Genomic DNA, 14562 nt, shown 5'->3' on the forward strand with positions numbered 1-14562 from the left:
GGGAGAGCGAATATGGCAACTGTCGCTGAAACCAATCCTGCCCCCCATTCCGCCAAGGGTACCGGCGGTCATTCCTGGACCCGCTGGCTTGTGGTCGCGGTGCCCTATATCTGGCTGATCCTGTTCTTCGTCGCGCCGTTCCTGATCATCTTCAAGATCTCGCTGTCGGATACGGCAATCGCCATGCCGCCCTATCTGCCGACCTTCGATGGCTTCGGTTCGATCGGCGAATTCTTCTCCGAACTGGATTTCGAGAACTACATCTTCCTGACGGATGATCCGCTCTACATCATGTCCTATCTGTCGTCGCTCAGGATCGCGGCGATCTCGACCATCCTTCTGCTCTTGATCGGCTACCCGATGGCGCTCGCCATGGCCCGCGCCCCGACCTCGATCCGCCCGACGCTGGTCATGCTGGTCATCCTGCCTTTCTGGACGTCCTTCCTCATCCGCGTCTACGCCTGGATCGGCATCCTGAAGCCCGATGGCCTGCTGACGCTGGCGCTGCAGACGATCGGTCTGATGGGTGAGGGCGAGCAGGTGCAGATCTTCCGCACCGACTATGCCGTCTTCATCGGCATCGTCTATTCCTATCTGCCTTTCATGGTTCTGCCGCTTTATGCCGCGCTGGAGAAGATGGACAATACGCTTCTGGAAGCAGCAAGCGATCTCGGCTGCCCGCCCTGGAAAGCCTTCTGGAAGATCACTTTCCCGCTGTCGCTTCCGGGCGTCATCGCCGGCTCGATGATCTGCTTCATCCCGATCACCGGCGAATTCGTCATCCCCGATCTTCTGGGCGGCGCCGACACGCTGATGATCGGCAAGACGCTCTGGACCGAATTCTTCGGCAACCGCGACTGGCCGCTCGCTTCCGCCGTTGCCGTCATCCTTCTGGTCATGCTGGTCGTGCCGATCATGATCTTCCAGAACCAGCAGAAGAAGGTGGTGTGATGAGATCTCCCCGTTTCGACACTACCGTCCTGACCCTCGGTTTTGCGTTTCTCTACATTCCGATCATCATCCTGGTCGTTTATTCCTTCAACGCCTCGCGCCTCGTCACGGTCTGGGGCGGGTTCTCGCTGCATTGGTATTCGGCCATGTGGTCGAACCAGGGCCTGATGGATGCCGCATGGGTGACAGCCCGCGTCGGCGTGCTCAGCGCCACGCTTGGCACCATCTTGGGCACGCTGGCGGCCCTCGCGCTCACGCGATTTGCCCGCTTCCCCGGCCGCATGGCCTTTTCCGGCATGATCTATGCCCCGCTCGTCATGCCCGAAGTCATCACCGGCCTGTCGCTGCTATTGCTCTTCGTCGCCATGGGCGTCGATCGCGGCTTCTGGACCGTCACCATCGCCCATACGACCTTCACCATGTGCTATGTGGCGATCGTCGTGCAGTCGCGGCTGTTGACCTTCGACCGCAGCCTTGAGGAAGCGGCACTCGATCTTGGCTGCCCGCCGGTCAAAACCTTCTTCAAGATCACCCTGCCGCTGATTTTCCCGGCCGTCATCGCCGGCTGGATGCTCGCCTTCACCCTGTCGCTGGATGATCTGGTGATTGCCAGCTTCAACACCGGCCCGGGCGCCACCACGCTGCCGATCAAGATCTATTCGCAGGTCCGCCTCGGCGTGACGCCGGAAATCAACGCCATCTGCACTATCCTGATCGGCCTCGTGACTATCGGTGTCATCGCCTCATCGCTCACCACCAAACGAGCTGAAATTCGCCGAATTCGCGACGAGCACCTCGCCATCCGCAACGCAGCGTCCTGATTATTCGCCGGGTTTGGCTATCGGCACGTTCATCGGCCAGAAGATAGGTGTAGGCCACGCTCCGCCGATGAAGAAGTTCAGCTTTTGGCTTGTGTCCTTCGGAGTGATTGTGGCGGAAAGCGCGAGGCTGCTGTTTGCAAGCGGCACTGCTCCGGTCAGCGCGATCGTCTCGTTGCGTCCGGCAATCTCGGTATCTTGAAGATCGGCGATCCCGTTGCGGATCGTGGCGGTCGCCTTGATGCTGTCGAACTCGACCGATCCGGTCGCCGTATCGCTCAAGGTGAAATAGGGTTTTTGCGTCGCCAGTTGGCGAATGGCCTGCATGTCTATGCCATTCAGCTTTCCGGATCCCGTCTGGAAGTTGATCGTGCCGACCGCTGCATTCCAGGCGTCCTGATTGATGGGGCGCGGCACATCAATCAGGAGGTCCAGCGAACCCTGCGCTGCCGGTATCGGGCCTTTGAGCTGCAGTTGTTGTGCAATCGCGGCGAAATCGACGCCGCGGATGGCTGCGCGAAAGGCAACGTTCTGTACGTCATTTTGTGTGCCGGTACTTGCCTTGAGCGTGCTGATCCGGCCCGTCATGCGTCCCGGCTGCAGGTCGCTGTCCAGAATGTCGAGGCGGAACTGCTGGGCCGAACTCATCAGCCCCAGAGCGACGTCGTAAAGCTGCAGGCCGCCCAGTGACGCGACCTGTGAAGACAGTCTGATGTCGAGATCCAGATTGCTCACCAGCGAGGGCAGGGCGTGTTGATCCCTGCTGATCGCCGGCTCAAGCGCGATCAGCAGGCGGCGAAGATCGATATGGTCGAAGGCCAGCGTGCCTGAGAGCTTGGAGGGGCCGGGAACAGGTGTATCAAGCTCCAGCAGGCCGCTTGCATGTTCGTTGTTCAATCCGAGCGAAAGCTCCTCGAACCGCAGTTCCTGGCGGTCGGCAATCAGCCGGGCTGAAACGGACGCCGATTGCAGCCCGTCGACAAGCCGAGGATCGGCCCCGAACCAGCGCAATGCAGCGGGCATGTCCGACGCGCGCAGTTCGGCATTGCCGGAATAATAGCCTTTGGGCGTAAGGCTCGCCAGACCGTCGAACTTGGCAAATCCGATATCAGCGCTGACCGTGCCTTCAAAATCGCCGCTCCTGCCATCAAGCAGAAGCAACGGCTGGGTGCTGCGAATATCGACGCCGATCTTCTTGCCGCGGACAACTGCCTCGCCCCGGATCGTCGCCGTGTCGGAAAGCTGAGGCCAGTCCATCACGCCGTTGATCGCCTCGAAACGGACGGTGCCTCCGTCCGTCTCTCCGGTGATCTCAACGACACCGTTCTGGACCTGCACCTCTCCGATTGGCGCGTCGAGCGCCTGATCGAGCCTCTGCCGATCGCCATTGGCGGCCGCCTTGGCCATGGCATCGGAAAGTCGCCCGCCATTGGCCCAGTGCACCCGTCCATCCTTGTCGCGGCTCATGAACACATGCGGTTCTGTAAGACGGAAATCCTCGAAGACCGGCTGACCGAGCAAGGCTTCCATCAGGTCGAAGGACGCGGACAACTCACTGATCGTCGCGAGTGTCTTGTGCTCACCTTGGGCGTCGCTGTGAATGGTAATGTCGGTGAGCGTAACTTCCGGCTCCGGCCAGAACCTGATCGTGGAAACGCCGCCGATCGTCGCATTATGGCCGGTCCATTGTTCGACGGATTGCTCGATGCTTTCCCGCACGACATTGGTGGAAATCAGGAACGGCGTGACAACCCTGAAAACAACGGCTACCGCGATGACCATCGCAAGCGCGATCAGCACCGTGCGACCGACTGGCCGGCGGGCATGCCTGCGGAATGTCTGAACGGCTTTTGTGAACATGCAAGGCGCATATAGGAAACGGCGGCAGGGCGCAATTCGGCTGCTGGCGCGCCAACGCGATGTATGTCGTTTCCATGCAACAAGTTGTGCATCTCGGCCGGGCGTGGACCGGTCGTCAGTTTGAGTTGGCTAAAGCAATCGAAAGCCGCCGGCTCGAAGCGCTGGAGATGTTCCCCAATCCCGATTAGCCGAAACCTTGCCGATAACTCGCAGCGTCCGATACATGATCTTGCTGCGGCGCAGCAATACAATCCGATGATCCGGATCGGGACAGATTTAAGGTCTTGTTGAGTGACGTTCCTCAATTCTGGCGCAAACTGTCTCGTTTGGGTCTATAAAGCTGACACACGATGAGATTTTGAGGCGCGACGTCTTTTGCGCTCCTATCGTCGTTGAACAGCACAATCACTCAAGGGCAGCCATGGCTGCCCCTTTTTTAAAGACACCTACACGCATACCGCGAATATATGAGTTTGTGTCGTATTTTGCGAGTGAGGTTTTCGTTGGCACCCGGAAGCTGAGGCGCGCAAGCCGAGGCTGGCAACAGCCTCCTGCTCATCATTTCAACCCAATTCCAGCAGCAAAACCGGCGCCCGCTTTTGCCGGAATTGTTTTAGCTCGCCAGTACCCGCTGTGAAGGGAAGGTGATTTCCACCAGCGTTCCCTCGTTCGGTGCGGAGGTGATGGCGAAATTCGCCCGGTTGGCATCCACCATCGCCTTGGTCAGCGGCAGTCCCAGCCCCGTTCCGTCGCCCCGCTTGCGAGATGCGCCTGCCACCTGCCGGAACGGCTTCATCGCCAGTTCCAGCTCTGGGCGCGTCATGCCGATGCCGGTATCGCGGATTCTCAACACCACGCTGCCATTCGCCTCATAGGCGGTGGAAACGACAATCTGCCCGCCCGACGGCGTAAACCGGATCGCGTTGGAAAGAATGTTGAGCACGATCTGCTTGATCGAGCGAAGATCGGCCACCACCTGCGGCACGGATTGCGACAGCGCCGTGCGGATGATCACCCGCTGGCCGTTTGCCTGCGGCTGCACCAGCGACACCGCCTCGGATACCGTTTCGTTCAAGCCCACCGCGATGAAATCGAGATCCAGCTCACCGGCCTCGATCTTGGAAATGTCGAGCAGGTCGTTGACGATATCCAGAACATGCCGGCCCGAGCGGCCGATATCGTTCGAATATTCGATATAGCGGGGATGGCCGACCGGTCCGAGCCGCTCCGATGCCATCATGTCGGCAAAGCCGATAATGGCATTGAGCGGCGTGCGGATCTCATGGCTCACATGCGCCAGGAACTCGCTCTTGTGCGCATTGGCGGTTTCGGCCGCGCGTTTCGCTGTTCTCAGTTCGTCTTCCGTCCGCTTCCACTGGGTAATGTCGCGGATGACGGCGCAATAGCCGTTGGACGAGGTCAGCCGGCCGATCGTCATGAACAGCGGAAGGAAACCGCCCGATGCCTCGCGGCCGATCACTTCGCGTCCGTCATTCAGCACGCTTGCCACGCCATAACCCGAAAGCCCGGAAAGATAGTCGAGGATTGCCCGCTGGCTTTCATGCGCAAACAGCGTGACGAAAGGCTTGCCGTTGATATCCTCGCCATCGAAATTGAACAGCGCGCTCGCCGCCCGGTTCATCGACCGTACTTCCCTGTCCGAGCCGATGATGACGACGCCATCCGTGGCCGTCTCCAGAATGGCGCGCAACTCCTCCACTTCGACCTGCAGCTTGGCCAGCTGGTCGGCGCTGCGGATCGGGCGAAGCGGCAGCACTTCGGCCGTTGTGCTCTCTGGCGGTTCCACCTCGGCGGCAACCGGCATCAGCGCCAGCATAAGAGCCGATGTGTCATTGAAGCGGATCGACTGCAGCCGTGCCGTGACGGGCACGATCACGTCGTCGGCGCGCACCACTACCATGCCGCCGGCATGCGTCGTCTTGTCTTCCAGTTCCTGCCGCTGCAAAAGCGCATCCAGCCCGCCGACATCGCCAAGCGCTTCAAGCGAGGAATAGCCCGTCAGCTTCAGGAATTCGCCATTCGCATGGATCAGCGTGTCGCCGGCATGCACCAGCAATGCGACCGGCATCTGGTCGACGATCTCTTCGGAAAGCCCGGTACGATCCCGGCCGGGCAGCATCGCGGCAAGCGCTGCGGCATCGACCGGCTCATGAGTTTCGTCTTCAGCCTCGTCCTCGAAGACCTCATCGGATGTTTCCGCCGCTTTTTCATCAAACAGCGAAACGACGGTATCATCCGAAGCCTCTACCGAATGGGCTGCCTCAGGCTCATCGCCCTCTTGGGAGGCCTGCAACTCTTCCGGCTGCTCCCCGTCGAGTGTCTGCGGCTCCTCTTCGTCACTCGACATCGAGGGCTCAACCACCTCATCCGTCTCGGGGATGAGGTCTTCATTCCCGTCGAATTCCGTCTCGCGAGAACGGATATCGTCTTCCGATGCAGTGGAGGCTGCCGCGTCCACGATGGCGTCTTCATCACCGGCAACTTCGTCGGTTTCTGCCTTCGAGCGATCCGTCCATTTCACGAACCGATCCAGCCGCCTTGCAATTTCCTGAAAATTCGCCTGCTCACCGGCGCTGAGGCGCGAGCGCCGCTCCTCGAGCTGGACAACCTTGTCGGAATGTCTCCTGCCGGGAGTGTCGGCCAGCGTCAGGGCAGGGGGCTCGCCTTCCGGCCAGTCAGCGGCGTTCTGCTGGTTTTCAGTCTCTGCAAGCTTGGCCTCATCATCGGAGATTTCTTCGCTCCGATCGTCGCCATCAACGACAGGAGCAACAGAATCAGTCTCCGCGGCCAATTCATCAACCGGCTCATCGCCCGCGCCTTCATCGCCGACATTCTCATCGATCGCTTCGGCATCTGTCTGCCAAATCTCGTCCGTTATCTCGTCGGCGGTCTCGGCAGTTTCATTGTCTTCCGGCAGTAGCGCCACGTTCTCTGATAGAGTTGTGTCGTCGTCAGCCGGCGGATTGTCCTGCTCGATAATGACAGGTTCGGCGATAAAATCCTCTTGCGCCGCGCCGAACGAAAGGCCGGCGGCATGCGGGTCTTCCGCGGCATCGCCCATCCGCACGATGCCGAACCCGCGAAAACCGTCGAATTCGCGCGAGCGTGTATAGGTTGGAAGTGCAGCCAGATCGACCGGCACGATCTTCGACGTGCCTTCTACCGGCCACCAGATCGTCTTGCCCGACCATGTGTCGCGGCGGCTGAGCAGCTCGGCGATCTTGCCTTCCGGGTCCAGATTGAACAGAGCGGCAAGATCGGCAAAGGCCATGCCGGAAATGTCGGCCGCATGCGGTCCGACAGCCTCGGCGAACTCCTTGGAAACCTCGCTGAATCGGCCGTTTTCATCGATCTTCCAGACGAAGCGGACAGTGCCCGACCGCCGCACGGGCGCGACAACAGGTTCCGGCTTCAGGTCCGGTGCCAAGTCGGTTTCGCCGTCTGGCAACGCGACCACACTAGCCGGCTCGCCCGTCTCTACGGCGGTGGCAATCTCTGCGGAGGAAACCTGGTTATCACCGTCCTCAACCGCGACATCGTCCTCGACGGTCTCGTCGTTACGCTCGTCGACAAAATACCTGTCCTGATCGGCAGAAATCTCCTGCATATCGGTCTCGGTGTCATTCTCTTCGGCAACGTCCCACAGCGTCGCGTTTTCCTCGGATGGCTCCTTGACGGAAACCTCTGCAAGCTCGCTCTCGGTCACTTCGGCATCTTCGAAGAAAGGCAGAGCCGTTTCCTCGACCACAGCGTCATCGTCGGCAATCTCGTCATCGGCCAGCGAGACCGAGGGTGCGTCGATATCCGCGGCCGCCGGCACTTCCGTCTCTTCAGCCTCGGTTTCAATCTCCAACGAAGACGTTGCCTCCGATGCGGTTTGGTCGGTGGCAATAAGATCCGCAGCATCCATTTCGGCCGCGTCTTCGAGCGAGATCTCCTCCTCGAGATCGGGATTTTCCTCAATCGCTGCCACGGCGCTCAGGGCATCGTCATAATCCGGCACGTCAACGACATCCGTCCTGTCGATGTCTGCCTCCGATGTGTCTGCTTCCTCGGTTCCCTGCACAGCAGGAATGATTGCGCTCTGCGTCTTGGCGGCTCCAACGACGAACAGCAGATTGAGCGCCGGCTCTTCCGAAACCTGACCGATTGCAGCGGGCAGATATCCGCCCGAGGTGGCGATCGGGCGCTTGATCAGCCGGTGACGATCGTTGCCGACCATCGATACCAGCATTCGAGTCGTCTGGATGGAGATGCTGAGCGCCGAAAACTGGCCGGATGCGGCAAGGATGTTGCCCTCGGCATCGAGCACGGCCATATGCGTTTCGGGATCGTCGAACCCTTCGATCAGGCGCGCCGCACAGTCCCTCAGTGACAGGTTCTGGTTATCGACCGGCACGGACAAGAGGATGCACGGCTTGTTCTGCACCCGGATCATTTCGCAGCGAGCCTGCACCGCCACGCGAAGGAAGCCGGAAGCGATGCGAATGGTAAACGTACGGCGGTCGCCGATGGAGTGTAGCGAACGGGCGATCGGCTCTACCTGGCGGAACATCAATTCGCCACGGTCCAGTCCCTGGTCGAGAAAATCATAGATCGAACCGAAACCGAAAAGCGCCGCACCCCGGCCATTTGCCCAGGAGACGGATCGCAGATCCGCCGAGAACAGAACAACCGCCATACCCGCGGCAAAGGCCTCGCTGACACGGTCGTGTACGGCGACGTCGATGAATGGGTATTGCACGTCCGACATGGGCAAGCCTGTAAAATTACGGGTCGGCCTATAAGGCCATGGAATTAACCTCTTGTTAATATCCCCACCCCCTTGCAGGGTCCACAGAGGAGAGAAGGAACGCGCAAACAGGGTTAACGTCGGTCGGTTGTGCTGCGCCGCAAATATTGCAATGCACAATGGCATCGGCTATATATTTACGGCAGAACAGGTTCGGCATTGCCTGTTTTTTCGCCGGACCGGATCTTTTTGGAGGAAAAGGTTGTGGCTTATACTGACGATATCTTCTCGTTTTCGGCATTCGATCCGGCAAAGCTGACGCAAAGCTGGCGCGAATTTGCAGAACAAGGCACGACCCATTCCCGTGACGCCTACGGTAAGATGAAAACGGCCGCGGAGGAAGCCTCCCGCACGGTTGAATCCACAATACATTCTGCCCAGACAGGCACGATGGAATTCGGCCTGAAGGCGATTGACGCGCTGCGCGCCAATACGGAAATGTCGTTTTCTCATATGGAAAGGCTCATGGGAGCCAAGTCGTTTTCGGAAGTGCTCGAACTTCAGGCGGCTTTCGTTCGCAAACAGGCCGAATTTACGGTAGAACAGGCAAAGACGATGCAGGAGGCCGCGCAGAAGATGGCTGACGAAGTCGCAATGCCCGGCAGACAGGCCGCCGAAAAGGCCATGGATGCTTTCAAGCCATCCTGATCACCTGTTCTCGGGATGTCTTGTCCACATGCTCTGGGCAGACTTGATCGTCAGGATCGAATTTGTCCGATTGAAAGGACTTGCAATCTTCATTCGATGGCCGTATGTGACCGGTCAACATCGCTTCGGCGATCTATGCGGTTGTAGCTCAGTTGGTTAGAGCGCAGGTTTGTGGCACCTGAGGTCGGTGGTTCGACCCCACTCAACCGTACCATTCCCCTCTCCCGATAAGTCTTTACGTCACTAGGACTTCCCGGGAGAGGGGAAATTTTCCTTCCGAAATTCTTCGCTAAAATCGCCCCACGGGGATTGCGCGCGGGCCGGTGTTCGTGACACCCGACTTTCAGGATTTCCAGAGACCTGGCGTTGTCCTCGCGCATCCATGGCGTGGCTGAGCACAGGCACGCGCTGCGCTTCAAATTGTCTCTGCGAGTTATCTGAAAGTGTCATCGCGGTTGCAGCAATCGATCCTGTGGTCGGAGCCCCATCAAAATCGTGGGCTTGCCCGCCGAATGTCACACACGCCGCGGGAAGCGAGTTTCCAGTTCCGTCGTCTCATCGCAGCTGAGCGGCCGGCTTTGTTGGCCTTGCAGCATGGGGAGAGCTTGGCCGTCTCCTCCAGCTCTTCGATGGCATAAACCGCGTCGCTCAGATCCGCGCCTGCAACAACAGGTCCGTGATTGGCCAAAAGGACGGCATGGATTTCGGAAACCATGGTCGTCCCGTCCTTGAAATGCTCACGCACGCCGATGTCAGGGTCTGCCTTTTCGAAGTCATTGATCATTTCGACCACGACGTCGCGGTTTGGCGTCTGGTGGTGCCAGAACTCGAGGGTGACTCGGCCGCTTAAGCGGACGTTGCCGCAAGCAAGCCCGACATGATGCCGATAGAAGCGAAGAAGCTGGGCATTGGATCTTCCGTGTGGTTTCAGTGCGCGTGTCCAATTACGGCCGAATGTAACAGGCGTGTGAATGCTTGATCTTCTTTCGATCATAGCTTCAATCGCATTCGCGGGAGATCTTCACGCCATCCAGCCGACCGAGAGCACGCCACGGTGGCTAAACGCCAGCTACGCTGATCGATGAGCATATCGATGGATTTGTTGGGGATCCGGGGCCTGGCAGACCCTTCAAGAAGACCTATAGTCGCTCCATGTCAGAGCAGTTTGACGACGGCCTCGGCTGTTGCCTCATCCGTAAACGACCAAACAGGCTGCGCCCGTATTGTGCGCAGCCACGCCTCCGGATTTCGGTCTTCAGCTTTGGCAGAGTGCCCTGATGTTGAGCAGTCCCCAGCCAAACACCGCATCTTTGCCCGGTTCGCCCATGTCGCTCGCCATCTGGGTCATTTCTTCCGCAACCTCTTTCGGGAGCATCTGTGGGTTGGCGCCAAGCATGAGAGATGCAGCGGCGGTAACGAAGGGGGCTGCAAAGGATGTGCCGCTCTTTTGTCGGCCGCCGGAAATGGAGGCCGCCGTCCAGACGCCTACCCCCGGAGCGGCAATGTCGATATGGTCGCCCCGCACCGCGCGACGATAGGGTTTCATCTGCCGGTCGACGGCAGTCACAGCAATGACGTCCGCATAGGCGGCCGGATAAACCGGTTTTGCTTTGGGACCTTCGTTGCCGGCCGCAGCAATCAGGATTGTGCCCTTGTCGATCGCCGCCCCTACAGCCTTCTCGAAAAGAAGGTTATGCGGTCCGCTGAGGCTCATATTGACTATTCTGATACCGCGCTCCGCCATCAGGTCGAGCGATCTGATCAGATCATAGACATCCGCAATGTCGGCAGCTTTGCGATAGCGTTGGAAGGCATCGATGGCCACCAGTTGCGCAGTGGGAACAAGACCCGGCGCACGGCTGCCGACCGCTCCGACAAGCAGGGCTGCCACGGCCGTTCCGTGCTGTTCTGCCGATTGTGGTGCCTTATCGCTCGAAAGCCGGATCACGTTGATCCCGGCATCCGCCAGAGAAGAGTGTCTCTCGTTGATGGCCGTATCGATCAGCCCGATCGGGGCTGGTGCCGCGCAGCTCGTCATCTCGGCTGTTGTCGCCTGCAACGGCCAGCCCGCTATGTGGCGGATCAGCGTACAGCCGTTGCCGGTGCAGATCGGGGCTTCCTGTTGCTCCGGCTGATAGAAATGGTTGAAATCCACCGAAGCCGAAGGGGCGGCATCTGCCACCGCCTGCCGCGCGGTGACGAGCGTCATGCCCGGCGGGATCGTCAATCTGACCAGTTCACCACCGGTCAGCGCGATCGGTTGCCGGCCGTCCACCGCAAAGCCGTCCTGCGTCAGGTCGGTGATTGATGCCTCGCTGAGACCGATGGCGACGATCTCGTTCGGCGCGCGATCCGGTATGATCGGCGCCTGCCGTCGCGGCTGGTTTCGTTCAGCGCGCTGGAAGGGCCAGCGGAAGAGTGAACGCAGGTCACCGCGAGGGCGATCGTCATCGTCCCGGTCGCCGCCGCTGTTTCCGCCACCGTCGCCAAAGCCGCCTCTACCACCGCCGTCGTCGTCTCCGCCGTCATCATCATCGTCGGCGAAAGCAAACGCCATGCCCGGCAACAGGCCGGCCGACTGGATGATAGGCTGACCCACCACCCCGCCCCAGGCGATTGCGAATACGAGCAAAACTTGCAAGGCAGAATGTGTGAGCTTGAGCAATTTTCTATCTCCGGTAGAAAATATGGCCGTGTGTTATCGATATTACCTGATATCGTTACCCTGGGTAGACGTTTGAGTGGACAGATTATTCCAAGCCGTGCCAGACAAATTGCATGACGAATGAAACGCCGACTGTTCCACAGCGATTGATCGCCTTTCTGCCCAACCTGCGGCGGTTTGCGATCTCTCTCTGCCATTCGCGCGAACTTGCGGATGATCTGGTTCAGGCCGCCTGCGAACGGGCGATCATTGCCGCTGAAAGCTTCGCTCCTGATACCCGTTTCGATGCTTGGATGTTTCGTATCCTCAGAAACCTATGGATCGACCATCTTCGCCGTGTGAGAACAGCCGGCCCGCAGGACGAGCTGGAAAAGGCCCACGACGTCTCCATTCCATCGGGCGAGGCTGCGGCCCATGCCCGTATGGAGCTCATGGAAGTCACGGCTGCGCTGCAGAAATTACCTGATGAGCAACGGGAAGTGCTCATCCTGGTCTGTGTCGAGGAACTGAGCTATCGCGATGCTGCGGAGGTTCTCTCCATCCCCATCGGCACGGTGATGAGCCGCCTGGCTCGGGCGCGAAAGAATTTGGCCGAGTTGACGGGAATAAGTCTCGGCGAAAAACGTTCGTCCGATACGAAAGGCGGCGTTGCATGAACATCGAACATTTTGACGACGAAACCCTGATGGCATTTGCCGATGGCGAACTCGACGATGTGACCAGCCTCAGGGTCGAGGCGGCGCTCGAACATGACGAGGTTCTGGCCGCGCGGCTTGCCGTCTTCCTCGACACGCGGCTGGCCGTCGCGTCCGCAGTCAAGCCGCTGATCGACGAGCCGGTTCCCGAGGCGCTTGCCGCCTCTGTGCGCCGCATGGCGCAGGATGCCGAAGCATCGAAAGCTATAACCGACGAAAAGAATGTTCTGGCTTTCTCTGCCCATAAAAAGCGCCCGCAAGGCGAACGCAGCCAATGGTTGATGCCGATTGCGGCCTCGATTCTTGCCGTTGTCACCGGCGTCGGCGGTTTCATGGCCGGTAGAAGTGGCGAGCAGCCGCGCGGCGCTTTTGAAACGGCGCTTTCGACCGCCCTCGATGCACAACCCTCCGGCAGTGAAGTTGCGCTGGGGAACACTGAGACACTGCACATCGTCGCGACATTCCTCGATGGGCGTGGCGATCTCTGCCGGGAATATGATCTGCGACGGGCCGAGGAAAACACGACAACCGTCGCCTGCCGCGCCAACGGTGCCTGGGTCACGCGCCTCGCGCTCACATCACCCCGTGTTGAAGGTTATGTCCCTGCGTCCTCGCAGGATATGGTCGATGCCTATCTGACCTCGATCGACGCCGGCGAACCGCTTGCCTCCGACGCGGAAAAAAATGCCCTCGCAAAGGCCGAATGAATTTTTCGGCACGCGGCGGGAATAAGTTCTCTGCCGCATCGTTCTTCCCTGCATGAGCCGCGAGGAGAACGATTATGGCACTGTCGCTTCTGAGGAAACCCGAACCCAAACTGACCTTCCTCTGCCGCAAGGAAGATGAAGGCATTATCCCGGCGCCGGTGCGCGCCAAGACTGCCCTGCCGGAATGGTTCCGCAAACTGCCTCCGGTCACGGAATCGCGTGTTTCCGCCAATGACAGCGGACTGACCGTCAAGCGCTGCATGCCCTTCCTCGATGCCATGACCACCGGCTGGGTGATCGGCCTGGCTGCTACGGTGCGCATGGAGATTTCCGACGAGGGTCGCACGGTGGATTGCGGTTGGGATTTCGACCGTACGCTGGTCAGCAACCACGCCAGCCACCAGGTGGCCGGCAATCCGCGTGATCCGATGCCGCCCTGCAAGTTCCACAATTATTGGACCATCGTCACTCCGCCGGGCTGGAGCTGCCTGTTTGTACCACCGCTCAACAGGCCGAATGGCGCCTTCGAGATCGTCTCTGGGGTTGTCGACACCGATACCTATCAGTCGGAAATCCACTTCCCGTTCTTTGCTACCGGCGAGGATGGGCTGCATGTGCTGGAGCGGGGCACGCCGATCGTCCAGGTCATCCCGTTCCGGCGCGAAACCTCCGATCTTGCAGCCGATATTCGATCCGAAAGCGAGGAGGAGGCAACGACGCGCAAGACGATCCTGCGCAAGACCCAGGCGTCTGCCGGCTGGTACAGGAAATTTGCCCGCGCCCAGCGTTGAACCGAAAAGACCGCTGTCATGCGTCGATATCCGGCCCTCCGCCGGGTGTCGGCGCATGTCTTTGTTTTTTGTTTAACTCTATGAAATTATTTTATTTTTTTCTCGGAATAAACTGCGGGCCGCACCGTTTCTCCCATGCAGTCGGGAAGACTGCGTGATCTCTAGGAGAAACACCATGAAGAAAATTCTAGCCGTACTCAGCACAATTCTCGCAGCCGGCATCTCCGCGCCTGCTCCGGCAGTTGCCGATGATCCGTTGACGCGCTTCCTCGACAAGACATTCAAGAATGACAGAGCAAGCTACAGTTCACGCCGCGACCGCGACAATGACCGGCGCGGCTGGTCAAGTTCGAACTCGAACCGGAACAGTTCGTCCAACTCGTCGCGGAATTCCAGCTCCAACGGCAATTCGAATTCCAGCTCCAACAGTTCCTCGAACTCTTCAAGCAACTCGAATTCGAATAGCAACTCGAACAGCAGTTCGAACTCTTCTTCGAATTCGTCATCCAACTCGTCCTCGAATTCCTCCTCGAATTCGTCCAGTAACTCCTCGTCCAATTCCTCCGACGATGATTGAGCCATCTGCTGTCTGGTCAAATAAACAGCCCGGCCGG

12 protein-coding genes and 1 tRNA gene are annotated in these 14562 nt (G+C 59.3%); 8 read left to right on the forward strand and 5 right to left on the reverse strand.

Translation table 11 applies throughout. The features are described 5' to 3' along the window. The first annotated feature begins 12 nt into the window (after nucleotides 1-12). Both JNB91_RS27785 and JNB91_RS27790 read left to right on the forward strand, forming a co-directional pair. Nucleotides 13-951 (forward strand): ABC transporter permease subunit, encoded by a 939-nt coding sequence (locus JNB91_RS27785; RefSeq protein WP_220328700.1) that lies wholly within the window; start codon nucleotides 13-15, stop codon nucleotides 949-951. Then, a complete protein-coding gene (locus JNB91_RS27790) occupies nucleotides 951-1772 on the forward strand; it encodes an ABC transporter permease (protein ID WP_220328701.1) in 822 nt (273 codons plus the stop codon). The genes JNB91_RS27785 and JNB91_RS27790 overlap by 1 nt, the downstream gene beginning before the upstream one ends. Here JNB91_RS27790 and JNB91_RS27795 read toward each other — a convergent pair whose 3' ends face one another. Continuing rightward, nucleotides 1773-3629 carry an AsmA family protein gene (locus tag JNB91_RS27795; RefSeq protein ID WP_220328702.1) on the reverse strand — a complete coding sequence of 619 codons (1857 nt, stop codon included), beginning with the start codon at nucleotides 3627-3629 and terminating at the stop codon, nucleotides 1773-1775. It lies immediately after the preceding gene. Between the two features lie 59 nt (nucleotides 3630-3688). On the opposite strand from JNB91_RS27795, the gene JNB91_RS31275 reads away from it, so the two are divergent. Continuing rightward, nucleotides 3689-3817 (forward strand): hypothetical protein, encoded by a 129-nt coding sequence (locus tag JNB91_RS31275; protein WP_262928039.1) that lies wholly within the window; start codon nucleotides 3689-3691, stop codon nucleotides 3815-3817. Nucleotides 3818-4242: 425 nt separating this feature from the next. Here JNB91_RS31275 and JNB91_RS27800 read toward each other — a convergent pair whose 3' ends face one another. Beyond that, nucleotides 4243-8403: an ATP-binding protein gene (locus JNB91_RS27800; protein WP_220328703.1), complete on the reverse strand. Its 4161-nt coding sequence runs from the start codon at nucleotides 8401-8403 to the stop codon at nucleotides 4243-4245. A 243-nt stretch (nucleotides 8404-8646) separates the two neighbouring features. Between JNB91_RS27800 and JNB91_RS27805 the strand changes: the two genes are divergently transcribed. After that, the gene (locus JNB91_RS27805; protein WP_220328704.1) at nucleotides 8647-9090 is read left to right on the forward strand and encodes a phasin; all 444 of its coding nucleotides are present in this window, start codon (nucleotides 8647-8649) and stop codon (nucleotides 9088-9090) included. Nucleotides 9091-9227: 137 nt separating this feature from the next. Next, a tRNA-His gene (locus JNB91_RS27810) sits at nucleotides 9228-9304 on the forward strand. Between the two features lie 273 nt (nucleotides 9305-9577). On the opposite strand, the gene JNB91_RS31800 is transcribed toward JNB91_RS27810, so the two are convergent. Together JNB91_RS31800 and JNB91_RS27820 are read right to left on the reverse strand one after the other, a co-directional pair. Beyond that, complete coding sequence (locus tag JNB91_RS31800; RefSeq protein WP_430736372.1) at nucleotides 9578-9874, reverse strand: class II aldolase/adducin family protein; 297 nt, start codon at nucleotides 9872-9874, stop codon at nucleotides 9578-9580. 471 nt (nucleotides 9875-10345) lie between these two features. Then, on the reverse strand, nucleotides 10346-11731 hold the full coding sequence (locus JNB91_RS27820) for a S8 family serine peptidase (RefSeq protein ID WP_223218427.1): 1386 nt from the start codon (nucleotides 11729-11731) through the stop codon (nucleotides 10346-10348). A gap of 137 nt (nucleotides 11732-11868) precedes the next feature. Here JNB91_RS27820 and JNB91_RS27825 point away from each other — a divergent pair, with 137 nt between their 5' ends. The 3 genes from JNB91_RS27825 (at nucleotide 11869) to JNB91_RS27835 (ending at nucleotide 13948) form a co-directional block, all read left to right on the forward strand. Then, entirely contained in the window at nucleotides 11869-12411 is a 543-nt protein-coding gene (locus JNB91_RS27825; protein WP_220328705.1) for an RNA polymerase sigma factor, read from the forward strand. Next, nucleotides 12408-13157: an anti-sigma factor family protein gene (locus tag JNB91_RS27830; RefSeq protein WP_220328706.1), complete on the forward strand. Its 750-nt coding sequence runs from the start codon at nucleotides 12408-12410 to the stop codon at nucleotides 13155-13157. The genes JNB91_RS27825 and JNB91_RS27830 overlap by 4 nt, the downstream gene beginning before the upstream one ends. Nucleotides 13158-13231: 74 nt before the next feature. Further along, the gene (locus tag JNB91_RS27835; RefSeq protein ID WP_220328707.1) at nucleotides 13232-13948 is read left to right on the forward strand and encodes a DUF6065 family protein; all 717 of its coding nucleotides are present in this window, start codon (nucleotides 13232-13234) and stop codon (nucleotides 13946-13948) included. 300 nt (nucleotides 13949-14248) lie between these two features. Here the strand turns inward: JNB91_RS27835 and JNB91_RS27840 are convergent, their stop codons facing one another. Continuing rightward, nucleotides 14249-14530 (reverse strand): hypothetical protein, encoded by a 282-nt coding sequence (locus JNB91_RS27840; protein WP_220328708.1) that lies wholly within the window; start codon nucleotides 14528-14530, stop codon nucleotides 14249-14251. Nucleotides 14531-14562 lie beyond the last annotated feature (32 nt).

It is taken from the genome of Aliirhizobium wenxiniae, assembly GCF_019511445.1.
GTDB lineage: Bacteria > Pseudomonadota > Alphaproteobacteria > Rhizobiales > Rhizobiaceae > Neorhizobium > Neorhizobium wenxiniae_A.

What these genes read in the sequence shown, in the direction of transcription:
- JNB91_RS27840 (WP_220328708.1), bottom strand. Translation starts at nt 14,530, where the DNA reads ATGGCTCAATCATCGTCGGAGGAATTGGACGAGGAGTTACTGGACGAA.
- JNB91_RS31800 (WP_430736372.1), bottom strand. Translation starts at nt 9,874, where the DNA reads ATGATCAATGACTTCGAAAAGGCAGACCCTGACATCGGCGTGCGTGAG.
- JNB91_RS27830 (WP_220328706.1), top strand. Translation starts at nt 12,408, where the DNA reads ATGAACATCGAACATTTTGACGACGAAACCCTGATGGCATTTGCCGAT.
- JNB91_RS31275 (WP_262928039.1), top strand. Translation starts at nt 3,689, where the DNA reads ATGTATGTCGTTTCCATGCAACAAGTTGTGCATCTCGGCCGGGCGTGG.
- JNB91_RS27800 (WP_220328703.1), bottom strand. Translation starts at nt 8,403, where the DNA reads ATGTCGGACGTGCAATACCCATTCATCGACGTCGCCGTACACGACCGT.
- JNB91_RS27790 (WP_220328701.1), top strand. Translation starts at nt 951, where the DNA reads ATGAGATCTCCCCGTTTCGACACTACCGTCCTGACCCTCGGTTTTGCG.
- JNB91_RS27825 (WP_220328705.1), top strand. Translation starts at nt 11,869, where the DNA reads ATGACGAATGAAACGCCGACTGTTCCACAGCGATTGATCGCCTTTCTG.
- JNB91_RS27835 (WP_220328707.1), top strand. Translation starts at nt 13,232, where the DNA reads ATGGCACTGTCGCTTCTGAGGAAACCCGAACCCAAACTGACCTTCCTC.
- JNB91_RS27785 (WP_220328700.1), top strand. Translation starts at nt 13, where the DNA reads ATGGCAACTGTCGCTGAAACCAATCCTGCCCCCCATTCCGCCAAGGGT.
- JNB91_RS27795 (WP_220328702.1), bottom strand. Translation starts at nt 3,629, where the DNA reads ATGTTCACAAAAGCCGTTCAGACATTCCGCAGGCATGCCCGCCGGCCA.